General features: G+C 71.7%; 21 protein-coding genes. 13 read left to right on the forward strand and 8 right to left on the reverse strand.

From position 1 onward, the window contains the following. The first annotated feature begins 100 nt into the window (after positions 1 to 100). The 7 genes from rpsB (at position 101) to rlmN (ending at position 6,050) form a co-directional block, all read left to right on the forward strand. Positions 101 to 961, forward strand: a complete 861-nt coding sequence (gene rpsB, locus ACIQF6_RS13470; protein ID WP_400893826.1) for a 30S ribosomal protein S2 — start codon at positions 101 to 103, stop codon at positions 959 to 961. A gap of 131 nt (positions 962 to 1,092) precedes the next feature. After that, positions 1,093 to 1,932 (forward strand): translation elongation factor Ts, encoded by an 840-nt coding sequence (tsf, locus tag ACIQF6_RS13475; RefSeq protein ID WP_400893828.1) that lies wholly within the window; start codon positions 1,093 to 1,095, stop codon positions 1,930 to 1,932. 284 nt (positions 1,933 to 2,216) lie between these two features. Beyond that, positions 2,217 to 2,972, forward strand: coding sequence for a UMP kinase (gene pyrH, locus ACIQF6_RS13480; RefSeq protein WP_400893831.1), 756 nt, complete (start codon positions 2,217 to 2,219; stop codon positions 2,970 to 2,972). An 81-nt stretch (positions 2,973 to 3,053) separates the two neighbouring features. After that, entirely contained in the window at positions 3,054 to 3,611 is a 558-nt protein-coding gene (gene frr / locus ACIQF6_RS13485; RefSeq protein ID WP_035866581.1) for a ribosome recycling factor, read from the forward strand. A 142-nt stretch (positions 3,612 to 3,753) separates the two neighbouring features. Beyond that, entirely contained in the window at positions 3,754 to 4,620 is an 867-nt protein-coding gene (locus ACIQF6_RS13490) for a phosphatidate cytidylyltransferase (protein ID WP_400893834.1), read from the forward strand. Positions 4,621 to 4,720: 100 nt separating this feature from the next. Continuing rightward, positions 4,721 to 4,909, forward strand: coding sequence for a hypothetical protein (locus ACIQF6_RS13495; RefSeq protein WP_400893836.1), 189 nt, complete (start codon positions 4,721 to 4,723; stop codon positions 4,907 to 4,909). A gap of 40 nt (positions 4,910 to 4,949) precedes the next feature. After that, positions 4,950 to 6,050, forward strand: coding sequence for a 23S rRNA (adenine(2503)-C(2))-methyltransferase RlmN (rlmN, locus tag ACIQF6_RS13500; RefSeq protein WP_400893838.1), 1,101 nt, complete (start codon positions 4,950 to 4,952; stop codon positions 6,048 to 6,050). A gap of 75 nt (positions 6,051 to 6,125) precedes the next feature. Here the strand turns inward: rlmN and ACIQF6_RS13505 are convergent, their stop codons facing one another. The 4 genes from ACIQF6_RS13505 to ACIQF6_RS13520 form a co-directional block, all read right to left on the reverse strand. Next, positions 6,126 to 7,265: a hypothetical protein gene (locus ACIQF6_RS13505; protein WP_400893840.1), complete on the reverse strand. Its 1,140-nt coding sequence runs from the start codon at positions 7,263 to 7,265 to the stop codon at positions 6,126 to 6,128. Positions 7,266 to 7,275: 10 nt separating this feature from the next. Beyond that, a complete protein-coding gene (locus ACIQF6_RS13510; RefSeq protein WP_400893842.1) occupies positions 7,276 to 7,983 on the reverse strand; it encodes an ABC transporter ATP-binding protein in 708 nt (235 codons plus the stop codon). A gap of 214 nt (positions 7,984 to 8,197) precedes the next feature. Further along, positions 8,198 to 9,592, reverse strand: coding sequence for an aspartate aminotransferase family protein (locus ACIQF6_RS13515; protein ID WP_400893844.1), 1,395 nt, complete (start codon positions 9,590 to 9,592; stop codon positions 8,198 to 8,200). Next, positions 9,589 to 10,062, reverse strand: a complete 474-nt coding sequence (locus ACIQF6_RS13520; RefSeq protein ID WP_030458782.1) for an Lrp/AsnC family transcriptional regulator — start codon at positions 10,060 to 10,062, stop codon at positions 9,589 to 9,591. Before ACIQF6_RS13520 ends, ACIQF6_RS13515 begins: the two co-directional genes overlap by 4 nt. A 266-nt stretch (positions 10,063 to 10,328) precedes the next feature. Here ACIQF6_RS13520 and ACIQF6_RS13525 point away from each other — a divergent pair, with 266 nt between their 5' ends. Beyond that, positions 10,329 to 11,774 carry a gamma-aminobutyraldehyde dehydrogenase gene (locus tag ACIQF6_RS13525; RefSeq protein WP_400893846.1) on the forward strand — a complete coding sequence of 482 codons (1,446 nt, stop codon included), beginning with the start codon at positions 10,329 to 10,331 and terminating at the stop codon, positions 11,772 to 11,774. Positions 11,775 to 11,910: 136 nt separating this feature from the next. Further along, on the forward strand, positions 11,911 to 13,269 hold the full coding sequence (locus ACIQF6_RS13530) for an aspartate aminotransferase family protein (protein WP_400893848.1): 1,359 nt from the start codon (positions 11,911 to 11,913) through the stop codon (positions 13,267 to 13,269). 230 nt (positions 13,270 to 13,499) lie between these two features. Here ACIQF6_RS13530 and ACIQF6_RS13535 read toward each other — a convergent pair whose 3' ends face one another. Further along, the gene (locus tag ACIQF6_RS13535) at positions 13,500 to 15,146 is read right to left on the reverse strand and encodes a PucR family transcriptional regulator (RefSeq protein ID WP_400893850.1); all 1,647 of its coding nucleotides are present in this window, start codon (positions 15,144 to 15,146) and stop codon (positions 13,500 to 13,502) included. Between the two features lie 184 nt (positions 15,147 to 15,330). Between ACIQF6_RS13535 and ACIQF6_RS13540 the strand changes: the two genes are divergently transcribed. The 4 genes from ACIQF6_RS13540 to ACIQF6_RS13555 all read left to right on the forward strand — a co-directional run bounded on the left by ACIQF6_RS13540 (position 15,331) and on the right by ACIQF6_RS13555 (position 19,842). Further along, positions 15,331 to 16,845, forward strand: coding sequence for a gamma-aminobutyraldehyde dehydrogenase (locus ACIQF6_RS13540; protein ID WP_400893852.1), 1,515 nt, complete (start codon positions 15,331 to 15,333; stop codon positions 16,843 to 16,845). Positions 16,846 to 16,946: 101 nt separating this feature from the next. After that, positions 16,947 to 17,402, forward strand: a complete 456-nt coding sequence (locus ACIQF6_RS13545; RefSeq protein WP_400893854.1) for a hypothetical protein — start codon at positions 16,947 to 16,949, stop codon at positions 17,400 to 17,402. Between the two features lie 18 nt (positions 17,403 to 17,420). Beyond that, positions 17,421 to 18,212 (forward strand): hypothetical protein, encoded by a 792-nt coding sequence (locus ACIQF6_RS13550; RefSeq protein WP_400893856.1) that lies wholly within the window; start codon positions 17,421 to 17,423, stop codon positions 18,210 to 18,212. 106 nt (positions 18,213 to 18,318) lie between these two features. Further along, on the forward strand, positions 18,319 to 19,842 hold the full coding sequence (locus ACIQF6_RS13555; protein ID WP_400893858.1) for a CoA-acylating methylmalonate-semialdehyde dehydrogenase: 1,524 nt from the start codon (positions 18,319 to 18,321) through the stop codon (positions 19,840 to 19,842). Between the two features lie 79 nt (positions 19,843 to 19,921). Here ACIQF6_RS13555 and ACIQF6_RS13560 read toward each other — a convergent pair whose 3' ends face one another. From ACIQF6_RS13560 to ACIQF6_RS13570, 3 genes are read right to left on the reverse strand one after another with little or no spacing between them, the layout of a single operon-like run. Further along, positions 19,922 to 20,563, reverse strand: a complete 642-nt coding sequence (locus ACIQF6_RS13560) for a TetR/AcrR family transcriptional regulator (RefSeq protein ID WP_400893860.1) — start codon at positions 20,561 to 20,563, stop codon at positions 19,922 to 19,924. A gap of 41 nt (positions 20,564 to 20,604) precedes the next feature. Further along, the gene (locus ACIQF6_RS13565) at positions 20,605 to 21,342 is read right to left on the reverse strand and encodes a DUF4166 domain-containing protein (protein ID WP_400893862.1); all 738 of its coding nucleotides are present in this window, start codon (positions 21,340 to 21,342) and stop codon (positions 20,605 to 20,607) included. After that, on the reverse strand, positions 21,339 to 22,037 hold the full coding sequence (locus ACIQF6_RS13570) for a hypothetical protein (RefSeq protein ID WP_400893864.1): 699 nt from the start codon (positions 22,035 to 22,037) through the stop codon (positions 21,339 to 21,341). The genes ACIQF6_RS13565 and ACIQF6_RS13570 overlap by 4 nt, the downstream gene beginning before the upstream one ends. Between the last annotated feature and the right edge of the window lie 585 nt (positions 22,038 to 22,622).

A 22,622-nucleotide genomic window follows, 5' to 3' on the forward strand; every position in this document is an offset into this window, starting at 1 on the left:
TGGCGGTCGCCCGACCGACACGGACAAACCGAGAGCCCCGGCACCCCGCAGAGCGCACCTGCCTCGCGGCGAGCCGGGCAACCACAGAGGAGCACGGCACATGGCCGTCGTCACGATGCGGGAGCTGCTGGAGAGCGGCGTCCACTTCGGTCACCAGACCCGTCGTTGGAACCCGAAGATGAAGCGCTTCATCTTCACGGAGCGCAACGGCATCTACATCATCGACCTCCTGCAGTCGCTGAACTACATCGACCGCGCCTTCGAGTTCGTCAAGGAGACCGTTGCCCACGGCGGCAGCGTCCTCTTCGTCGGCACCAAGAAGCAGGCCCAGGAGGCCATCGCCGAGCAGGCGACCCGCGTGGGCATGCCGTACGTCAACCAGCGCTGGCTGGGTGGCATGCTGACCAACTTCTCGACCGTTTACAAGCGTCTGCAGCGCCTCAAGGAGCTCGGCGAGATCGACTTCACGGATGTGGCCGGCTCGGGCCTCACCAAGAAGGAGCTCCTGGTCCTCCAGCGCGAGTACGACAAGCTGGAGAAGACCCTCGGCGGTATCCGCGACATGCAGCGCGTTCCCAGCGCTGTCTGGATCGTGGACACCAAGAAGGAGCACATCGCGGTCGGCGAGGCCCGGAAGCTCAACATCCCGGTCGTCGCCATCCTCGACACCAACTGTGACCCCGACGAGGTCGACTACAAGATCCCGGGCAACGACGACGCGATCCGCTCCGTCACCCTGCTGACCCGCGTGATCGCCGACGCCGTCGCCGAGGGCCTGAAGTCCCGCGCCGGTGTCGCCAAGGGCGACGCGAAGGCCGAGCCGGGCGCCGACCAGCCGCTGGCCGCCTGGGAGAAGGAGATCCTCGAGGGCGAGAAGGCCGCCGAGGCCCCCGCCGCCGAGGCGCCCGCCGCCGAGGCCCCGGCCGTCGAGGCTCCGGCCGCCGAGGCCGAGCAGGCCTGACGTACCACCAGGGTGAGGGGCACCGGCCGGGCTGAGCCGGTGGGTGCCCCTCTCTCCCGTGCCGGGGGTCCGCACCCGGAGCCCCGGCACTTTCCCACGCAGACACGCGAGACGTGAGAAGAGATCACACGATGGCGAACTTCACCGCCGCGGACGTCAAGAAGCTCCGTGAGCTCACCGGCGCCGGCATGATGGACTGCAAGAAGGCTCTGGACGAGGCCGAGGGCAACGTCGAGAAGGCCGTCGAGCTCCTGCGCATCAAGGGCCAGAAGGGCGTCGCCAAGCGCGAGGGCCGTGACGCCTCCAACGGCGCCGTCGCCGCGCTGATCGCCGAGGACAAGAAGTCCGGCGTTCTGGTCGAGCTGAACTGCGAGACCGACTTCGTCGCCAAGGGTGGCAAGTTCGTCGAGGTCGCCAACGCGATCGCCGCGCACGTTGCCGCCACCTCCCCGGCCGACCTGGACGCCGCGCTGGCCTCCGAGATCAACCCGGGCCAGACCGTCCAGCAGTTCGTGGACGAGGCCAACGCGACCCTGGGCGAGAAGATCGTCTTCCGTCGCTTCGCCCAGTTCGACAACGACGGCTTCGTCGCGGTCTACATGCACAAGTCGGACCCGGACCTGCCGCCGACCATCGGTGTCCTCGTCGAGCTCGACCAGGAGAACGCCGAGACCGCCAAGGACGTCGCGCAGCACATCGCCGCCTTCGCGCCGAAGTACCTCTCCCGCGAGGAGATCCCGGCCGACGAGCTGGAGAACGAGCGCCGCGTCGCCGAGGCCACCGCTCGCGAGGAGGGCAAGCCCGAGGCTGCCCTGCCGAAGATCGTCGAGGGTCGGGTCACCGGCTTCGTCAAGGAGAACGCCGTCCTGGAGCAGGCGTTCGCCAAGGACAACAAGAAGTCCGTCGCCAAGGTCCTCGACGAGGCCGGCGTCGCCCTCAAGCGTTTCGTTCGCTTCCGCGTCGGCGCCTGAGACCGTTCCGCGCAGCTCATCCCGCCAGGACCGGCCCCGGGCCGGACATAAGGTAGGAGAGCGCCCGCCCGCAGGGGCGGAGGAACGCGCCGACCGAGCCCTCCAGTACCCCATGAGGGCGGCGTCGGCACCATGAACGAAGAGGAGGCCATTGCCGTGCAGGAGACCGTACCGGTTCCCGCGGCAGTGGCCTCCTCGCGCATACACGGCACCTGGCCCGCACGCCCGGCGCCGTGAGTAGCACTTGCAGATCTGCTGACCAGCAGGCGGAGAAGGGAAAGTCCATGCAGGAGACGCAGGAGACCGCACCGGACGGCACCCGCCGCCGGGTACTGCTCAAGCTGTCCGGCGAGGCGTTCGCCGGCGGAGGCGGCCTCGGCGTCGACCCGGACGTGGTGCACGCCATCGCCCGTGAGATCGCCACGGTGGTCCGCGCGGGGACGGAGGTCGCCATCGTGATCGGCGGCGGCAACTTCTTCCGCGGCGCCGAACTCCAGCAGCGCGGCATGGACCGGGCCCGCTCCGACTACATGGGCATGCTGGGCACCGTGATGAACTGCCTCGCGCTCCAGGACTTCCTGATCAAGGAGGGCATGGAGACCCGCGTGCAGACCGCGATCACCATGGGCCAGGTCGCCGAGCCGTACCTGCCGCTGCGTGCCATCCGGCACCTGGAGAAGGGCCGCGTGGTGATCTTCGGCGCGGGTATGGGCATGCCGTACTTCTCCACCGACACCACCGCCGTGCAGCGCGCGCTGGAGATCCACGCCGACGTCCTGCTGATGGGCAAGAACGGCGTCGACGGGGTCTACGACTCCGACCCGCGCAGCAACCCGACCGCGGTCCGGTTCGACTCGCTGGACTACACCGAGGTGATCTCCCGCGACCTGAAGGTCGCCGACCTGACCGCGATCACCCTGTGCAAGGACAACGGTCTGCCGATCCTGGTCTTCGAACTGCTCGCCGAGGGCAATATCGCCCGTGCGGTCAAGGGTGAGAAGATCGGCACACTCATCAGCGAGGACTCCGCCCGGGCCTAGGCGTCGGGGGCACTGAGCAGCAACAGCCGTCCGGGGCACCGGTACGGGACAACAGCAGATGAACCGGACAGGGAGCACACAGTGATTGACGAGACCCTCCTCGAGGCCGAGGAGAAGATGGAGAAGGCCGTCGCGGTCGCCAAGGACGACCTCGCCGCCATCCGCACCGGCCGTGCACACCCGGCGATGTTCGCCAAGATCGTCGCCGAGTACTACGGCGCCCTGACGCCGATCAACCAGCTGGCCTCGTTCTCCGTTCCGGAGCCGCGGATGGCCATGGTCACCCCGTTCGACAAGACGGCGCTGAAGGCCATCGAGACCGCGATCCGCGACTCGGACCTGGGCGTCAACCCGTCGAACGACGGTTCCGTCATCCGGGTGGTGCTGCCGCAGCTCACCGAGGAGCGCCGCCGCGAGTACATCAAGCAGGCCCGCGGCAAGGGCGAGGACGCCAAGGTCTCGGTCCGCTCCGTCCGCCGCAAGGCGAAGGACGCGATCGACAAGCTGGTCAAGGACAAGGAGATCGGCGAGGACGACGGCCGCCGCGGCGAGAAGGAGCTCGACGACCTGACCGCCAAGTTCGTGGCGCAGATCGACGAGCTGCTGAAGCACAAGGAAGCCGAGCTGCTGGAGGTCTGATCCCAGACCCCGCGCGTACGCCCCGGACCGGCGGCCCGTCCGCCCGGTCCGGGGCGCGGCTCGACCCGGGCCGGCGCCAGACGGGTCACTCGCGCGGCGGCCTCCGGTATGGCGAGGGGGCGGCGCGGCACAGACTCAGTTCATGCCCCCCGCCCAGGAGACCTCCGTGGCCCAGACCGACCAGCAGCCCCGCAAGCCGCGCGGCGGCCGCAACCTGCCCGCCGCGATAGGTGTGGGAGTCGGCCTCGGGGCGGTGATCGCGGCCTCGCTGTTCGTGGTCAAGGCGGTCTTCATGGTCGTGGTGGCCGCCGCCGTCGCCGTCGGCATCTGGGAGCTCACCAGCCGGCTCGCCGAGCGCAAGGACATCCACGTCCCGCAGATCCCGCTGCTGATCGGCGGCGTCGGCATGGTGGTGACCGGCTACTTCGAGGGCGGCCAGTGGGCGGCCGCGATCCTGGCGCTCACCGGCCTGGCGATGATGGTCGCCCGGATGGCCACGCCGCCGGAGAACTTCCTGCGCGACATAACGGCCGGCGTGTTCACGGCCTTCTACGTGCCGTTCCTGGCGACCTTCGTCGCGCTGATGCTGGCCGCGGACGACGGCGCCTGGCGGATCCTGCTGTTCCTGGTCGTCACGATCTGCTCGGACACCGGCGCGTACGCCGTCGGCTACAAGTTCGGCCGCACCAAGCTCGCCCCGACCATCAGCCCCGGCAAGACCCGTGAGGGGCTGGCGGGCGGCATCGGCCTGTCGATGATCGCCGGCGCGCTGCTGATGCACTTCCTGATCGACGGCGGCTCCTGGTGGCAGGGCCTGATCCTGGGCGGCTGCGCGGCGGTCACCGCGACCCTCGGCGACCTCGCCGAGTCGATGATCAAGCGCGACCTGGGCATCAAGGACATGGGCACCCTGCTCCCCGGCCACGGCGGCATCATGGACCGCCTCGACTCGTTGCTGCCGACCGCCCCGGTGGTCTGGCTGCTGCTCACGGTCTTCGTCGGCAGCTGACCCGCGCACACCCGCGACGGCCCCCGGTTTCCGGGGGCCGTTTTTCGGTTGAGGCCGTGCCCCCGGCCGGGTAGCGTCCGCCGTGACGGAGGGGGTGCGGTTGAGCAGACGGCGGTACGTGGCGCGCGGCGTTCCGGGCGGCTACCGGATCTGGGACAACCGGTCGCGGCGCTGCTGGGGCGACCTGTACGAGCTGTGCCCGGACGAGCTGGTGGCGGCGCTGAACGCCGGGGTCGACCGTGCGACGCTGACGGCGCTGCTCAGGCGGCACCGGGCGGCGAAGAGGTAGCGACGGGGCAGGGTCGGCGGTCTGCGACACTGGATGAACCATGCCTAAGCCCGGAGAACTGACCTTTGTCGCGCCGCGCGGCGCCAAGCCCCCGCGACACCTTGCCGACCTCAGCCCTGCCGAGCGCAAGGAGGCCGTCGCCGAGCTGGGCGAACAGCCGTTCCGCGCGAAGCAGCTGTCGAACCACTACTTCGGCCGGATGTCGAACGATCCGGAGAGCTGGACGGACATCCCGGCGGCCAGCCGGGGCAAGCTGACCGAGGCGCTGCTGCCCGAGCTGATGTCCGTGGTGCGGCACGTCTCGTGCGACGACGACGAGACCCGCAAGACGCTGTGGAAGCTGTTCGACGGAACGCTGGTCGAGTCGGTGCTGATGCGATACCCGGACCGGGTGACGATGTGCATCAGCTCGCAGGCCGGCTGCGGCATGAACTGCCCGTTCTGCGCGACCGGCCAGGCCGGTCTGACCCGTAACCTGTCGACCGCCGAGATCGTCGAGCAGATCGCCGCCGGCATGCGCGACCTGAAGTCCGGGACGGTGTCCGGCGGCGAGGCGCGGCTGTCCAACGTGGTGTTCATGGGCATGGGCGAGCCGCTGGCGAACTACAACCGGGTGCTGTCGGCGATCCGCCGCCTCACCGACCCGGCGCCGGACGGCTTCGGCCTCTCGCAGCGCGGCATCACGGTGTCCACGGTCGGCCTGGTCCCGGCCATGCACCGGTTCGCGGACGAGGGCCTGAGCTGCCGCCTGGCGCTGTCGCTGCACGCCCCGGACGACGAGCTGCGCGACGAGCTGGTGCCGGTGAACACCCGGTGGAAGGTCGCCGAGGTGCTGGACGCGGCGTGGAACTACGCGGCGAAGTCCGGCCGTCGGGTGTCGATCGAGTACGCGCTGATCAAGGACATCAACGACCAGGCGTGGCGGGCGGACCTGCTCGGCCGGCTGATCAAGAACCAGCGGGTGCACGTGAACCTGATCCCGCTCAACCCGACGCCGGGTTCGAAGTGGACGGCCTCCCGCCCGGAGGACGAGCGGGAGTTCGTCCGCCGCCTCCAGGCGCACGGGGTGCCGACCACTGTCCGCGACACCCGCGGGCAGGAGATCGACGGCGCGTGCGGCCAGCTGGCCGCGGCGGGCTGAGGCCCACGACGACGACATACGCGAACTCCCCGGCGCTGCTCGAAGCGCCGGGGAGTTCGTCGTTCTCCGGGGGCCTCAGCCCAGCGGGCAGAGCGCCAGGGTGAGCCCGCCGGTCACCAGCAGGACGGTGCCGGCGGCGAGGGCGCGCAGGGCGAGGGTGCCGGTGAGCAGGCCGGTCGGGGTGCCGAGGCGGTCCAGGATGGCCAGGGTGGGGCGGCGGTCGCCGCGCAGTTCCAGCAGGCGGGCGGCGACGGCGGCGACGGCGCAGGCCAGGATCAGCAGGCCCTCGACCAGGGTGAGCGCGGGGACGTCGGTGTCGTGGCGGGACCATTCGCGGCCGGCCACCAGCAGCAGTGCGGCGACGGCGGTGAGCACGGCCAGCGGCGTGCCGAGGCGGGGCGCCTGGGCGGTGAGCGCGCGGCCGGCCAGCAGACGCAGCGGCGAGGGCCTGCGGAGCACCGTCAGCCGTCCGGCGAGGGCGAGCAGCGGGCCGGTCCACAGGGCGATGGCGAGGGCGGCCAAGGTCCAGCCGGTCAGCAGGGCGGGGCTGGTGGCGGGCAGGCCGCCGGGCAGGTGGAGGGTGTCCTCCGCGGCGGTGGCGTTCGGCCGCAGTCCGTACAGTTCGAGGCCGATCCCGGCGAGCAGCACGGGGGCGGGCAGGGCGAGCCGGCGGGCGCTCCAGCGGGGGCGGGCGGGTTCGGCGGGCCGGCCGGGCAGGGCGTCGGGGAAGCGGACGGCGCAGGCCGCGGCGACGCCGGCGACCAGGGTGGGGACGGCGAGCAGGGTGACGGGTGCGGCGGTGGGCAGCGGGATGCCCATGCCGATGTCGGCGGCGAGCGAGGGCCCGGCGACGTCGTTGCGCAGCACCAGGAAGAGCAGCAGGGTGAGGCCGGAGCCGAGGGCGCAGGTCAGGGCGGTCTCGGCGGCGATCAGCAGCCGGATCCGGCCGGGTCCGACGCCGGCGGCGGTGAGGCCGGCGATCCGCTCGGGGTGCTGGGCGGGGACGGCGCGGGCGGTGACGGCGGCGAACCAGGCGACGGCGGCGAGCGGGGGCAGGCACCACAGCAGCCGGTCGGCGCCGCCCGCGGGTTCGGCCAGGGCCCGGCCGAGGGCGCGCAGCAGGAAGGCGGCGACCACGGCGGCGGCGCCGGCGGTGAGCAGCCCGCGGAGCAGGTCGGGGGCGCGGTAGCCGCGGGCGAGTCTGAGGTAGTACACGTCGGCCCTCTCAGTGCCCGGCGGGGACCGCGGCGGGTGCGGCGGTGATCCGGCCGTCGACCAGGTGGACGGTGCGGTCGGCGAATTGGGCGAGCACCGGGTCGTGGGTGGCGAGCACCAGCGTCAGGTGGTGGGAGCGGGCGGCGCTGGCCAGTATCCGCAGGACCTGTTCGCGGGCGTCGTGGTGCAGTGGCGCGGTGGGGTCGTCGGCGAAGACCACGGGCGGCTCGGGGGCGAGGGCGCGGGCGACGGCGATCCGTTGGCGGCGGTCCTGCGGGAGGTCGGCGGGCCGCAGTCCGGCGCAGTCGGCGACGTCGAGGCGGTCGAGCCATTCGGCGGCGGCGCGGTGGGCGGCCCGGTGGCCGGCGCCGGCCAGCAGCAGGGGCAGGGCGACGTTCTCACGGGCCGTCAGTTCCGGTACCAGGTGCGGTTCGGAGCCGACCCAGCCGAAGCGTTCGCGGCGCAGCCGTTCGCGTCCGGCCCGGCCGAGGGTGTGCACGGGGGAGCTGTGGAACCAGACTTCGCCCTCGTCGACCGGGAGTTGGGCGGACAGGCAGCCGAGCAGGGTGGACTTGCCGGAGCCGCGCGGGCCGGTGACGGCGAGCATCTCGCCCTCACGGACGCTCAGGGAGACGCCGCGCAGTGCGGGGGTGCCGTGGTGGGACTTGACGATCCCTCGGGCCCAGAGCACGTCGTTGTCGGGCGGGGCCGCTGACATGTGATCCATCCAGGTGCCGACGGGGATATGACAGTCGTCAGATTAGAACGATCGGACGGCAGTGCGGGTGCGCCGCACTGGCCCGAACAGGGAGGAATCACCGCGAAAGCGGCGTGTTGGTCGCAGATTCGTCCCGAGATACGCCGAAGGGCGGTCCCGACGTGAGGAGTCGGGGCCGCCCTTCGGTGGAGGGTGGGGCAGAAAGCTCAGACGATCAGATCTTCGCCCACGCGTCGGTCAGGCTGGTCCGCAGGATCTGCTCGATCTCGTCGAAGGTCGACTGGTCGGAGATCAGCGGCGGGGCCAGCTGGATGACCGGGTCGCCACGGTCGTCGGCGCGGCAGTACAGGCCGTTGTCGAACAGCGCCTTCGAGAGGAAGCCGTACAGGACGCGCTCGACCTCTTCGTCGTTGAACGACTCCTTGGTGACCTTGTCCTTCACGAGCTCGATGCCGTAGAAGTAGCCGTTGCCGCGAACGTCGCCGACGATCGGCAGGTCGCGCAGCTTGTTCAGGGTGCCCAGGAACGCGGACTCGTTGTCCAGGACGTGCTGGTTCAGGCCCTCGCGCTCGAAGATGTCGAGGTTGGCCAGCGCCACCGCGGAGGAGACCGGGTGGCCGCCGAAGGTGTAGCCGTGCAGGAAGGTGTTGTCACCCTTGTAGAACGGCTCGGCGAGGCGGTCCGAGATGATGGTCGCGCCGATCGGGGAGTAACCCGAGGTCATGCCCTTGGCGCAGGTGATCATGTCGGGCTGGTAGCCGAACTTGTCGGCGCCGAACATGGTGCCCAGGCGGCCGAAGGCGCAGATGACCTCGTCCGAGACCAGCAGCACGTCGTGGCGGTCGCAGATCTCGCGCAGGCGCTGGAAGTATCCGGGCGGCGGCGGGAAGCAGCCACCGGCGTTCTGCACCGGCTCGACGAAGACGGCGGCGACGGTCTCGGCGCCTTCGTTGAGGATGGCCACCTCGATCTCGTCCGCGCACCAGCGGCCGTAGGCCTCGGGGTCGACCGTGCCGTCGGGGGCCGTCAGGAAGGACGGGGCGCGGTAGATGTTGGTGTTCGGGGCCTTGTGGGTACCCGGCACCAGCGGCTCGAACGGGGCCTTCAGGCCCGGCAGGCCGGTGATCGACAGGGCGCCCTGCGGGGTGCCGTGGTAGGCGACCGCGCGGGAGATGACCTTGTACTTGGTCGGCTTGCCGGTCAGCTTGAAGTACTGCTTGGCGAGCTTCCAGGCGGTCTCGACGGCCTCGCCGCCACCGGTGGAGAAGAAGACCTTGTTCAGGTCGCCCGGGGCGTAGTTGGCCAGGCGCTCGGCCAGCTCGACGGCCTTCGGGTGGGCGTAGCTCCACACCGGGAAGAAGGCGAGCTCCTTGGCCTGCTTGGCAGCGGCCTCGGCCAGCTCCTCGCGGCCGTGGCCGGCCTGGACGACGAACAGGCCGGCGAGCCCGTCGAGGTACTTGCGCCCCTTGTCGTCCCAGACGTAGGTGCCCTCGCCCTTGACGATCGTCGGCACGGGGGAGTTCTCGTACGACGACATGCGGGTGAAGTGCATCCACAGGTGGTCGTAGGCGGTCTTGGAAAGGTCCTTCTGCGCCGGCTCGGCTGTCATCGGGTGCCCCAGGTGTAGGTCTGTTTCCGGAGCTTCAGGTAAACGAAGCTCTCGGTGCTCCGCACGCCGGGAAGCGCGCGGATGCGCTTGTTGATCAGTTCGAGGAGGTGCTCGTCGTCCTCGCACACCAGCTCTGCGAGGAGGTCGAACGAACCCGCGGTGCAGACCACGTAGTCGACCTCGTCGAATGCGGCCAGCGCGTCCGCGACCGGCTCGATGTCGCCCTCGACGCGGATGCCCACCATCGCCTGGCGGGTGAAGCCGACGGTGAGGGGATCGGTCACGGCGACGATCTGCATCACGCCCTGGTCGAGCAGCTTCTGGACGCGCTGCCGAACGGCCGCCTCGGACAGGCCGACGGCCTTGCCGATGGCGGCGTACGGACGGCGCCCGTCCTCCTGGAGTTGCTCGATGATCGCCTTGGAGGCGGCGTCGAGGGGAACGCTGGCGTTCCGGTCACGGTTGGCCACGCCGACACTGTGCCCGACGGGCGAAGGAATCGCAAGCGGTGGTTCTGCTGATTTCGTCGTGCATTCCATGATCGAGAACGGAATGCGTGGCGCTCTGGGCGGGGTTCTGTCGATTCCAGCAGTGTCGGAGGTAGTCTGACGACGTACACGCGCGAGCGTGCACACCGCCGATCGTGGCTTGTCGCTGACATGCTGTGTCTGCCCCGGTGCGGAGTAATCTGGCGCCCGGGGATGCAACGAGGCAGGCCCAGACCGAGGAGAGACCCGTGAGCGAGCTTCGTACGCTGCGCAACTACATCAACGGTGAGTTCGTCGACGCTGCGGACGGCCGCACCCTCGACATCGTCGACCCGACCACGGGCGAGGTGTACGCGACCTCCCCGCTGTCCGGCGCCTCCGACGTGGACGCCGCGATGGCCGCCGCAGCTGCCGCCTTCCCGATCTGGCGCGACTCCACCCCGTCCACCCGGCAGAAGCTGCTGCTGAAGATCGCCGACGCGGTCGAGGCCCGGGCCGACGAGATCGTCGACGCCGAGGTCCGCAACACGGGCAAGCCGCGCGGGCTGACCCTCTCCGAGGAGATCGGCCCGATGGTCGACCAGCTGCGCTTCTTCGCCGGCGCCGCCCGCCTGCTGGAGGGCAAGGCCGCGGGCGAGTACATGGACGGGATGACCTCGATCGTCCGCCGCGAGCCGGTCGGCGTCTGCGCGCAGGTCGCGCCGTGGAACTACCCGATGATGATGGCCGTGTGGAAGTTCGCCCCGGCGATCGCCGCGGGCAACGCCGTGGTCCTCAAGCCGTCCGACACCACCCCCGCCTCCACCGTGCTGCTGGCCGAGATCATCGGCGGCGTGCTGAAGGAGATGGAGCTGCCGGCCGGCATCTTCAACGTGATCTGCGGCGACCGTGAGACCGGCCGCCTGATGGTCGAGCACCGCACCCCGGCGATGGCCTCCATCACCGGCTCGGTCCGGGCCGGCATGCAGGTCGCCGAGTCCGCCGCGAAGGACGTCAAGCGGGTCCACCTGGAGCTCGGCGGCAAGGCCCCCGTCGTGGTCTTCGAGGACGCCGACATCGCCGAGGCCGTCGAGGGCATCTCGGTGGCCGGCTACTTCAACGCCGGCCAGGACTGCACCGCCGCCACCCGCGTGCTGGTGCACGAGTCGATCCACGACGCGTTCGTCGAGGCGCTCGCCAAGGCCGCCAACGAGACCAAGACCGGCGGCGTGGACGACGAGGACGTGCTCTACGGCCCGCTGAACAACGCCAACCAGCTGAAGCAGGTCACCGGCTTCATCGAGCGCCTGCCCGCGCACGCCAAGGTCGAGGCCGGCGGTCACCGGGTCGGCGAGGTCGGCTACTTCTACGCGCCGACCGTGGTCTCCGGCCTGAACCAGGACGACGAGATCATCCAGAACGAGGTCTTCGGCCCGGTCATCACCGTGCAGCGGTTCACCGACGAGGAGCAGGCCGTCGAGTACGCGAACGGCGTCGAGTTCGCCCTCGCCTCCTCGGTGTGGACCAAGGACCACGCCCGCGCGATGCGGATGTCCCGCCGCCTGGACTTCGGCGCGGTGTGGATCAACACCCACATCCCGCTGGTCGCCGAGATGCCGCACGGCGGCTTCAAGAAGTCGGGCTACGGCAAGGACCTGTCCTCGTACGGGTTCGAGGACTACACCCGGATCAAGCACGTCATGACCGCGATCTGAATCGGGTAGCGGACGGACCGGGGCGCGAGGAGACTGTCTCCTCGCGCCCTCGGCTTTTCAGCCTGTCAGGGCGACATGAGGCTCGCGTGACACGATGCAGCTGCCCGGGGCGGGGGCGCGTCCCTAACCTGGGGGCATGAGCACTCCCACCGCTGACTCGGTCGCCGGGCAGGCCGTCAAGGCCGCCGACCGCGCGCACGTCTTCCACTCGTGGTCCGCCCAGGCACTGATCGACCCCCTCGCGGTGGCCGGTGCCGAGGGCTCGTACTTCTGGGACTACGACGGCAACCGCTACCTGGACTTCTCCTCGCAGCTGGTGAACACCAACATCGGCCACCAGCACCCGAAGGTGGTCGCGGCGATCCAGGCGAAGGCCGCCCAGCTGTGCACCATCGCCCCGGGCTTCGCCGAGGAGTCGCGCAGCGAGGCCGCCCGGCTGATCGCCGAGCGCACCCCCGGCGACCTGGACAAGATCTTCTTCACCAACGGCGGCGCCGAGGCGAACGAGAACGCGATCCGGATGGCCCGGCTGCACACCGGCCGGCACAAGGTGCTCTCCACCTACCGCTCGTACCACGGCGCCACCGCCAACGCGATCGCCCTGACCGGCGACCCGCGGCGCTGGGCGAACGAGGCCGGCGTCTCCGGCATCGTGCACTTCTGGGGCCCGTACGCCTACCGTTCGAACTTCCACGCCGAGAACGAGGCCCAGGAGTGCGAGCGCGCGCTGGCGCACCTGGAGCAGACCCTCGCGTTCGAGGGCCCGGGCACCGTCGCGGCGATCATCCTGGAGACCGTGGTCGGCACCGCGGGCATCCTGGTGCCGCCGGCCGGCTACCTGGCGGGCGTGCGGGAGCTCTGCGACAAGTACGGGATCGTCTTCATCCTGGACGAGGTGATGGCCGGGTTCGGTCGCACCGGCGAGTGGTTCGCCGCCGACCACTGGGGCATCACCCCCGACCTGCTGACCTTCGCCAAGGGCGTCAACTCCGGCTACCTGCCGCTCGGTGGCGTGGCGATCTCCGGCGCGATCGCCGAGACCTTCGCGCAGAAGGCGTTCCCCGGCGGCCTCACCTACTCCGGCCACCCGCTGGCCTGCGCCTCCGCGGTGGCCACCATCAACACGATGGCCGAGGAGGGCATCGTGGAGAACGCCAAGCACATCGGCGAGAACGTGCTCGGCCCCGGTCTGCGCGAGCTGGCGGAGCGTCACCCCTCGATCGGCGAGGTCCGCGGCCTCGGCGTGTTCTGGGCGCTCGACCTGGTGAAGAACCGCGAGACCCGCGAGCCGCTGGTGCCCTACAACGCGGCCGGCGCCGACAACGCGCCGATCGCGGAGCTCGCCGCCGCCTGCAAGCAGCGGGGCCTGTGGCCGTTCACCAACATGAACCGCTTCCACGTGGTCCCGCCGTGCAACATCAGCGAGCAGGACGCCAAGACCGGCCTCGCCGTCCTGGACGAGGTGCTCACCCTCGCGGACGCGCACACCGTCTGACGGTGCGTCGGTGACGAAGGCCCCGGGCGACTGCCCGGGGCCTCTTCGTGCTGCCGCAACGCGGTTCGGGGAGTTCTGTACGGTGATCGGCCGATTCTTGGCCCGATCCTGGGGAAGCCACGGGGGAACAGGGCTTTCGAGTCCATCCCGAACAACCGGCGGGCTACGGACAGTTGATCCGCGATCAGGTGACCGGGGTCGGGGCGGTCCGCTCCGCCGACGGCGCCCCGTCAGCGGCGCACCGCGTCCAGCGCCAGCAGGGCCACGTGCAGCGACAGGCACGACTCCACCTGGTCGAGGTCGACGCCGAGGATGCGCTCGACCTTGTGCAGGCGGTCGTAGAAGGACGGGCGGGACAGGTGGGCGGCGTCCGCCGCCGCGGACTTGTTGCGGCCCTGCTCCAGGTAGATCCGCAGCATCTGCACCAACTGGCCGCCGTGCTCGGCGTCGTGCGCCAGCAGCGGGCCGAGTTCGCGCTCCACGTAGGTCTGCAGGCGCTCGTCGTCGCGCAGCAGGTGGAGCAGGCCGCGCAGCCGCACGTCAGGGAGGCGGTAGTACGCGGCGCGGTTGCCGGGGGCGTCGTGCAGGGCGGCGTCGGCGACCTGGGTGGCCTCCAGCAGGGCGCGGCGGGCGTCGCGGACCGAGCCCACCGAGGAGCCGACCGCTATCACCGGCTCGGCGGCCGCGCCGTCCCGGCCCGCCTCCGCGGACAGCCGGCGCAGCGCCGCGGCGAACGCCTCCAGCGAGGTGTGCTCGTCCTGCTGCGAGCCGAGCGCGATCAGCACGCCCACGCCCTCGTCGTCCAGCGCGCCGACCAGCGCGGACAGCCGGGCGGAACGGATCGCGGTGGCCGCCAGTTCGGTGAAGTCGCGCAGCCGGGCCTGCGCCTCCAGGGCTGCGGGCAGCGGACCCTGACGCTGTCTCAGGACGACGCCGACCAGCCGGCGGCCCTCCAGCGGGACGCCCAGCGCCTGGGCGCGCAGCGACACCTCGGAGACGGTGAGCGCGTGGGTGAGGATGCCCGACAGCAGGGTGCGGTGGGTCTGCCGCTCCAGCGACTCGCGATCGCGCACCACCAGCCGGTTCAGCGCGAGGGTGGCCGCGCCGCGCTCCAGCAGCATTGCGTGCCGGTGCGGCACGTCCGGGGGGAGCGGCGCAGGCTCGTCGACCAGCACCAGCCGGCCCCAGTCCTGGCCGCGCGCGCCGACCGTGGTCACCAGCCAGCCCGAGCGCGGGTCGTAGCCGGTGCGGCCCGGCGGGTTGACGCCGCGCGAGCGGTGCTCCCAGTTCTCCAGCAGCTCCTGCTCGCCGCGGCCCGCCGTGTCGTGCGCCAGCACCTGGTGCGCCAGGTTCTCCAGCACCACCGGTGCGCCCGCCATCCGGCCGACCTGCCGAACCACCTCGGCGGGCTCCGCGCCCTCGGTGGCCAGCTCGTTGAACACCTGGTGCACGGCCTCGGACACCCGCAGCTGCTCCAGCTGCGCGTTCACCACCAGGGCGTGCACCGCCTCGGTGACGGCGACGAACTTCAGCTCCCGGCGCAGCACCACCAGCGGCAGGTTGTGCCGCTCGGCGGCGGCCACCAGCGCCCGGGGCAGCGAGTCGAAGTAGCGCCGGCCGAACTCGATCACCAGGCCGGCCACCCCGACCTCGGCCAGCTCCCGGACGTACCGGGCCAGCCCGTCCCGGTCCTCGGGCAGCGCGATGCCGGTCGACAGCACCAGCTCGCCGCCGTGCAGCAGCCCCGCCAGGTCCGGCAGCTCGCTGACGTGCACCCAGCGCACCGGCCGTTCCAGCGCGGAGGCTCCGGCCACCACCTGGGGCAGGCCGCGCCGCATCACGTCGAGATCGAGCACGCGGGCGACGGTGGGGAGCATCGCGGACACCTCCAGGGGGTTCAGGGTGTCAAGTCAATCATGCTGCGGGGCGACGCCCTGTCGCCCAGGGGCGGCCCTTGCAGCCTGTAAGGACGGTCGGGAGGGCCCTTGCTGAGTGACGCTTGCCTCCGACACCCGAACCGAGGCATCGTCGGCCGGGTCGAGTAGGCAATGGAGGCAACTCATGGACCTGACCAGCTTCAACGACGGCGCGCAGTACCTCGCGGGCCGCCTGACCCGGGGCTCCGGCGGCGAACCGTTCAACGTGGTCAACCCCGCCGACGGCAGCACCGTCCAGCAGGTCGAGCTCGCCACCACCGCCGACGTCGACGCCGCGGTGGCCGCCGCCCGCGCCGCGCTGCCCGAGTGGTCCGGCGCCACCCCCGGCGCCCGCTCCGAGGCGCTGAACCGCCTGGCCGGCATCCTCGCCGACCGGGCCGGGCAGTTCGCCCGGGTGGAGACCGCGCAGACCGGCAAGCCGATCAAGCTGTCCACCGAGTTCGACGTCCCCGGCACCGTCGACAACACCGCGTTCTTCGCCGGCGCCGCCCGCAACCTCGAAGGCAAGGCCGCCGGCGAGTACAGCGGCGACCACACCTCGTACGTGCGCCGCGAGGCGATCGGCGTGGTCGGCAGCATCGCGCCGTGGAACTACCCGCTGCAGATGGCCGCCTGGAAGATCCTCCCGGCCATCGCGGCCGGCAACACCATCGTCCTCAAGCCCGCCGAGATCACCCCGCTGACCTCGCTGATGTTCGCCCGGGCCTGCACCGACGCCGGCATCCCCGACGGCGTCGTCAACGTCGTCACCGGCGCCGGGCGCACCGCCGGCGAGCACCTGATCGGCCACCCCGACGTCGCCATGGTGTCCTTCACCGGCTCCACCGCCGTCGGCAAGCGGGTCGCCGAGATCGCCACCGCCACCGTCAAGCGCACCCACCTCGAACTCGGCGGCAAGGCCCCGTTCGTGGTCTTCGACGACGCCGACCTGGACGCCGCCGTGCACGGCGCCGTCGCCGCCTCGCTGATCAACGGCGGCCAGGACTGCACCGCCGCCACCCGCGCCTACGTCCAGCGCCCGCTGTACGACGCCTTCGTGGCCGGCGTCGCCGAGCTGTACGCCGCGATCCGCCTCGGCGACCCGATGAACCCGCAGACCGACCTCGGCCCGCTGGTCTCCTTCACCCACCGCGACCGCGTCGCCGGCTTCGTCGAGCGCGCCCGCTCCTACGCCACCGTGGTCACCGGCGGCCCCGCCGACGGCAAGGGCCACGACGGCGCCGACCTGTCGCTCGGCGCCTACTACCGCCCCACCCTGATCACCGGCGCCGCCCAGGACAGCGAGGTCGTCCAGGGCGAGATCTTCGGCCCCGTGCTCGTCGTGCTGCCCTTCGACAGCGACGAGGAGGGCCTGCGGCTCGCCAACGACACCCCCTACGGCCTGGCCGCCTCCGCCTGGACCCGCGACATCCACCGCTCGCTGCGCGCCACCCGCGAGATCGCCGCCGGCTGCGTCTGGGTCAACGACCACATCCCGATCATCAGCGAGATGCCGCACGGCGGGTACAAGGCCTCCGGCTACGGCAAGGACATGTCGCAGTACTCGCTCGACGAATACACCCAGGTCAAGCACGTCATGTTCGACACCACCGCGGTCGCCCGCAAGGACTGGCACCGCACCATCTTCGGCGACCGCTGACGGCCCGTCGGGCGCGACCCGTGTAAGAGACCACCACCGCCCCGCTCTCCCGGATGACGAACGTCCACCGCCCGCCGTCCGGGAGAGACGAGGAACCGCACGTGAGCACCGCCCGCCACCCCAGCGCCCTGCACTGGCTGACCGACGCCGCCCCCGACCCCGACGACTGCCGCCGCAGCTGGGAACGCACCGGCCTCGGCCTCGCCCTGCTGCCCGCCGGCCGCCGCTGGGACGTGCTGCACGTCCCCGGCCCGCTCGGCCGACCCGCCGCCGCGCTGCTCGACCGGCCCGGCGGCGGACCCGTCCTGGAGGACCCGGCCGACGACACCGTCGGCTTCCTCGTCCCCGTCGGCACCGCCGACCGCTGGATCGGCACCGGCATCCGCCGCTCCGGCGACGGCACCTGGATCGCCGTCCCGCACCCCGACCGCCCGGGCCGCGGCCCGCACTGGCTGATCCCCCCGCACCGCAGCGGACGCCTCGTCGACCCCGCCGCCCTCGCCCTCGCGCTGCACGACATCGCCGCGCACCTGCGCTGCCCACGGTTCCCGCGCTGAGCGGACCACACTGTCCCCATGGACACCAGCACCGCCGACCCCGGGCCACCCACCGGGGACCGGCCCACCGACCGCACCCTGCTGCTCGCCGCCGCCCAGCCGTACTGCCTGCAGCACGCCCTCGCCCTGGCCGGAGCCGACGCCCTGCGCCTGCACGGCCTGCCCGTCCGCCGCCACGGCGCCGACCTGCTGCTGGTCTGCGCCGGCGGCCCGCCGCTCGCCGACCTCGCCACCGGGCTCGCCGAAACCCTGCGCGCCGCCGGCCACCGCACCGTGGACACCCCCGGCACCGCCAGACGCCACCAACTCACCGTCACCGCCGGCCACACCGCCGGCCTCGGGCTCCCCGACCCGACCCGCCCGGCGCTCGGCGTCCAACTGCGGCGCGAACCGCTGCGCCACCCGCCCGTGCTGCCCGACGGCGCCCCGCTCCCGGTCGCCGCACTGGACGACACCGCCGCACTGGCCGTCCTCACCCTCTGCGAACGCGCCCTGCCCACCGACCTGTTCGCCCTGCACGCCCTCACCGCCCGGCTGCGCGAAGGCCAACTCCTGGCCCTGGCCGGCGCGTTCGACGAGGAGTTCACCGCCGCGACGCTCGCCGATCGGCTGGAGAGCGCCGCCGCGCTGCTCCCGTCCGGTGCCGCCGACACCCGGAAGTGGGCCGAGAACTGGGCGCAGGACCTACGGCTCGACCTGCTGGAGACCACCGAACTCGCCGACGGCCTGCACGATCCCTACCTGGACGCCGCGGAGACGTCCGACGGCGCCGCGGACGGCACCGCCGAAGACGCTCCCGACGACCTGTAAGGGTGAATCACGCTTCCCCGTCAGGGTGCTCGTTGAGCGGGCCGGGCGCGCCGCGCAGACTGGAGAACGAGCGCGGGACATCCGTGGACATCGGAGGCAGAGACCCTTGAGCAAGCACATCACGCACTGGATCGGCGGCCAGTCCGTCGCCACCGCCGGAACCGCGCCCCGCCGCGGCGACATCTTCGACCCGGCCACCGGCCAGATCACCGGCCAGGTCGACTTCGCCGAGATCGCCGAGGTCGACCAGGCGGTCGCCGCCGCCGCCCAGGCCTTCACCTCCTGGCGCAAGGCGTCCATCGCCCGGCGCACCCAGGTGCTGTTCAACTTCCGCGAGCTGTTCAACGCCCGCAAGGACGAACTCGCCTCGATCATCGTCTCCGAGCACGGCAAGGTGCACTCCGACGCCCTCGGCGAGCTCGCCCGCGGCCAGGAAGTCGTCGAGTACGCCTGCGGCATCCCGCAGCTCATCAAGGGCGGCTTCACCGAGCAGGCCTCCACCGGCGTCGACGTCTACTCGATCCGCCAGCCGCTCGGCCCGGTCGCCATCATCTCGCCGTTCAACTTCCCGGCCATGGTGCCGATGTGGTTCTTCCCGATCGCCATCGCGGCCGGCAACACGGTCGTGCTGAAGCCCTCCGAGAAGGACCCGTCCGCCGCCAACTTCATCGCCGAACTGTGGCGGGAAGCCGGCCTCCCCGACGGCGTCTTCAACGTCGTGCACGGCGACAAGGTCGCGGTCGACCGCCTGCTGGAGCACCCCGACGTCAAGTCCGTCTCGTTCGTCGGCTCCACCCCGATCGCCCGCTACGTGTACGAGACCGGCACCCGCTACGGCAAGCGCGTGCAGGCCCTCGGCGGCGCCAAGAACCACATGCTGGTGCTCCCCGACGCCGACCTCGACCTGGCCGCCGACGCCGCCATCAACGCCGGCTTCGGCGCGGCCGGCGAGCGCTGCATGGCCGTCTCCGTCCTGGTCGCCGTCGACCCGATCGGCGACGAGCTGGTCGCCAAGATCAAGGAGCGGATGGCCACCCTCAAGGTCGGCCCCGGCTGCAACGGCGACTCCGAGATGGGCCCGCTGGTCACCGGCCAGCACCGCGACAAGGTCACCTCCTACGTCGAGTCCGGTGTCGCCGACGGCGCCGAACTCGCCGTCGACGGCCGCAAGCACGCCATTGCCGGCGAGGACGCCGCCGGCGCCCCCACCGCCGACGGCTTCTGGCTCGGCCCCACCCTGTTCGACCACGTCAAGCCGGGCATGTCCGTCTACAACGACGAGATCTTCGGCCCGATCCTGTCGATCGTCCGGGTCCCCTCCTACGACGAGGGCCTGGAACTGATCAACAACAACCCGTACGGCAACGGCACCGCCATCTTCACCAACGACGGCGGCGCGGCCCGGCGCTTCCAGAACGAGGTCGAGGTCGGCATGGTCGGCATCAACGTGCCGATCCCCGTCCCCGTCGCCTACTACTCCTTCGGCGGCTGGAAGGCCTCGCTGTTCGGCGACAGCCACGCCTACGGCGCCGACGGCGTCCAGTTCTTCACCCGCGGCAAGGCCGTCACCCAGCGCTGGCTCGACCCGTCGCACGGCGGCATCAACCTCGGGTTCCCGACCAACAGCTGAGGCTGTCGAGAACCACGGCACGACACGCCACGACACGAACGGCCGGCCCCGGGCAGGGGGCCGGCCGTTCGGCGTTCCGCTACTCCGCGCTGTTGTTCCGCACCTGACGGCGCACCGTCGCCCGCACCGCCCGCGACACCACCGGGCCGAGGCCGTCCACCACCTCGACCAGCACCCCCAGCTGGTCCAGCGCCACGAACGCCCCCGCCGCGCCCGCCGGGTCCACACCGTCGTACAGCTCCAGGCCGATGAACCCGGCCGTCACCGCCTGCGCCAGCCCCTTCAGATCGAGGAACTCCGCCAGCGGATGCCCGGCGAACAGCCGGACCAGCACCGCCTCGATCTCCACCGTCCACAGCCGCAGCCCGTCGGCCGTCACCTCCGCGAGCTGCGGATAGCCCGTCGCCCCCGCCAGGAACTGCCCCAGCAGCGCGACGTTCCCCTCCTCCTGCTCCCGCGCGTGCAGCTCCCGGCCGACCGTCAGCAGCTCGCGCAGCGACCCCACCTCCGCGAACTGCTCGCGGTACCGCTCCAGCCGCAGACCCGTCTCCCGCAGCGCCGCCGCCGTGAGCAGCCCCTCCACCGTCTTGAAGTGGTAGAACACCAGCGCCTGGTTGGCCCCGATCTCCGCAGCGATGGTCCGCGCCGACACCCCCGCGATCCCCTGCCGCTTGAGCGCACTGATCGCCGCATCCATCAACCGCTCACGTGTGTCGCCCATGCGCCGCAGCGTAGTCGCCGCCGCCCGCCCGGAGGCCCGCGCTACATCCGGAAGCTCTCGCGCACCGGACGGACATGACGCGGAATCCCCTCCGCCCCCACCCGCGGGTACTCCGCCGTGAACCACCCCCGGTACCCCAGCACCAGCCCCACCACCGGATTGGTCACCCGCACCTTGATCCGGAACCGCCCCGCCTCGTCGTCGAACCACTCGTGCAACTCCGCCCGCCCCGTCAGCAACTCCGGCACCACCGGCGCCCCTACCAGCGACGCCACCCGCTGTGCCGCCGAGGAGATCGTCAACCCGCCACGCGCCGTCACCCCCAGCCGCAGGTCCACCGCCAGCTCCTGCCGCGTCCCCAGATAGTCGAGCACCGTCCCCGGCCGGCCGGACGCCGCGACCATCGTCGCGTCGAACCGCCGCGGCCGGGTGAACTGAAACGTCCGGACGAACGTCACCGTCTCCCGCCCGAACCCGTCCCGGTACGCGTAATTGGCGATCGTGAACGGAATGTCCCACCCCTGCTCCGGAAACAGGATGTTGCGACGCGCCCCCATGCGGAGAAACGGCACCAGCAGCCGCGACCCCCGTTCGATCCGCTCCATCCGCCCGGTCCCGACACAGGCGATCCCGTCCGCACTGGAGAAGCCGAACCGACGCTGCAACTGCGGGTGCAGACGCTCGAAGTCCGAGCCGAGCGCCGACTGGAAGATCGAACGGGTGGAAGCCCCCGCGGCGGGCGGGCCGACCGGGTCGGTGACGGCAACGGTGACGGTCATGGCTGCTCCAGGGAGATCGTGCCCAGGCTCCGGCCGGGGTCGGTCGGGGCGAAGTGGTTCCGGCTCTGGTTCTGGCTCTGGTTCCGGCTTGTGGAAGGGGTGGGGCGGTCGGACGGCGGGGTGAGCGCGCTCAGGAGCCGGGGTGGACGGGCGGCGGCCCGGCCGCGCGCATTCGGGCGTGGCCGCCGGCGGCAGCGGCGGGCAGCAGGAGTGAGCGGAGCGGGCGGGACGAGCGCCGAGAGCACCAGCACCGTCACGGCCGCGAGCACGGACACGGAGGGCTGCCCCGTGGCCGCCCCACTCATCAGCCCCGCCAGCGCCGCAGCCGCCACCCGGACCGCCAGCTCGGCCAGCCCGTGCCACAGCCCGCGCTCCGGCGAGATCCCGCGCTCCGCCCACAGCCGCAGCCGGTCGAACGACCAGGCCGTCAGCCACCCCACGAACGGCCGCACCAGCCACCGGTCCAGCTGCGCCCCACCACGCCAAGACCAGCTGCGGTAGTCGTAGCCCGTGACGAAGGTGACCTGCGGCTCCCGGCCCGCCGCCGCCCCGTCAGCCACCGGGCCGTCGGAGCCGCCCGGCAGGTAGCGCCAGTACCCCGCACCCTCCTGCAACGGCGACCAGCCCGAGTCGGCCGCGAACCGCAGCGCACTCACCCGCTGCCCGTCCGCCCGCCACCGCTCGGCCGTGGTCACCCCGGTCCCGGTCAGCGCCGGCCCTCGGGCCGGCCCCAGCAGATACCGGAACCGGACCGGCTCCGCCCCCTTTCCCGGGCCGCGTCCGGTCGCCTGCCCGGCAGCCGGTTCGGTAGTCGGTTCGGTAGTCGGTTCGGTAGTCGGTTCGGTAGTCGGTCCGGCTGTCGGGTGTACGCCGGGGGAGTCCAGGTAGTCGATGCGGCTGAAGCGGGCGTCCCACCGCTGGTGGTGCCACGGCCGCTGGGTGAGCTCCCAGAGCGTGTCCAGATCTGTCCGGATCGACAGCTCCACATAGATCGGCTTGGTCGGGCGCCGCCCCTGCCCAGGCATGGATGTCCCCCCTGTCACGAATTTGAGCGACCGCTCAACGCTTGGCGTGGCCATCATGGCAGAGATTTGAGCGACTGCTCAAGACTGGTCGCCGTCGGATGGCGGCGCGTCGCCTGGGGAGGTGTTTGCACCTGGGGCGGATCCGGCGTAGTGTTCACTGGTCGCTCGGCAGGGAGCACCGGACACGCATCTGTGTGGACGGTCCCGGGGCGGCCAATCCTCGAGAACCACCCAGTTGATCCGTGGCGGGTCGCG

It is taken from the genome of Kitasatospora sp. NPDC092948 (genome assembly GCF_044754805.1).
GTDB lineage: Bacteria > Actinomycetota > Actinomycetes > Streptomycetales > Streptomycetaceae > Kitasatospora.

What these genes read in the sequence shown, in the direction of transcription:
- rpsB (WP_400893826.1), top strand. Translation starts at nt 101, where the DNA reads ATGGCCGTCGTCACGATGCGGGAGCTGCTGGAGAGCGGCGTCCACTTC.
- tsf (WP_400893828.1), top strand. Translation starts at nt 1,093, where the DNA reads ATGGCGAACTTCACCGCCGCGGACGTCAAGAAGCTCCGTGAGCTCACC.
- pyrH (WP_400893831.1), top strand. Translation starts at nt 2,217, where the DNA reads ATGCAGGAGACGCAGGAGACCGCACCGGACGGCACCCGCCGCCGGGTA.
- ACIQF6_RS13490 (WP_400893834.1), top strand. Translation starts at nt 3,754, where the DNA reads ATGCCCCCCGCCCAGGAGACCTCCGTGGCCCAGACCGACCAGCAGCCC.
- rlmN (WP_400893838.1), top strand. Translation starts at nt 4,950, where the DNA reads ATGCCTAAGCCCGGAGAACTGACCTTTGTCGCGCCGCGCGGCGCCAAG.
- ACIQF6_RS13510 (WP_400893842.1), bottom strand. Translation starts at nt 7,983, where the DNA reads ATGTCAGCGGCCCCGCCCGACAACGACGTGCTCTGGGCCCGAGGGATC.
- ACIQF6_RS13515 (WP_400893844.1), bottom strand. Translation starts at nt 9,592, where the DNA reads ATGACAGCCGAGCCGGCGCAGAAGGACCTTTCCAAGACCGCCTACGAC.
- ACIQF6_RS13530 (WP_400893848.1), top strand. Translation starts at nt 11,911, where the DNA reads ATGAGCACTCCCACCGCTGACTCGGTCGCCGGGCAGGCCGTCAAGGCC.
- ACIQF6_RS13535 (WP_400893850.1), bottom strand. Translation starts at nt 15,146, where the DNA reads ATGCTCCCCACCGTCGCCCGCGTGCTCGATCTCGACGTGATGCGGCGC.
- ACIQF6_RS13540 (WP_400893852.1), top strand. Translation starts at nt 15,331, where the DNA reads ATGGACCTGACCAGCTTCAACGACGGCGCGCAGTACCTCGCGGGCCGC.
- ACIQF6_RS13550 (WP_400893856.1), top strand. Translation starts at nt 17,421, where the DNA reads ATGGACACCAGCACCGCCGACCCCGGGCCACCCACCGGGGACCGGCCC.
- ACIQF6_RS13560 (WP_400893860.1), bottom strand. Translation starts at nt 20,563, where the DNA reads ATGGGCGACACACGTGAGCGGTTGATGGATGCGGCGATCAGTGCGCTC.
- ACIQF6_RS13565 (WP_400893862.1), bottom strand. Translation starts at nt 21,342, where the DNA reads ATGACCGTCACCGTTGCCGTCACCGACCCGGTCGGCCCGCCCGCCGCG.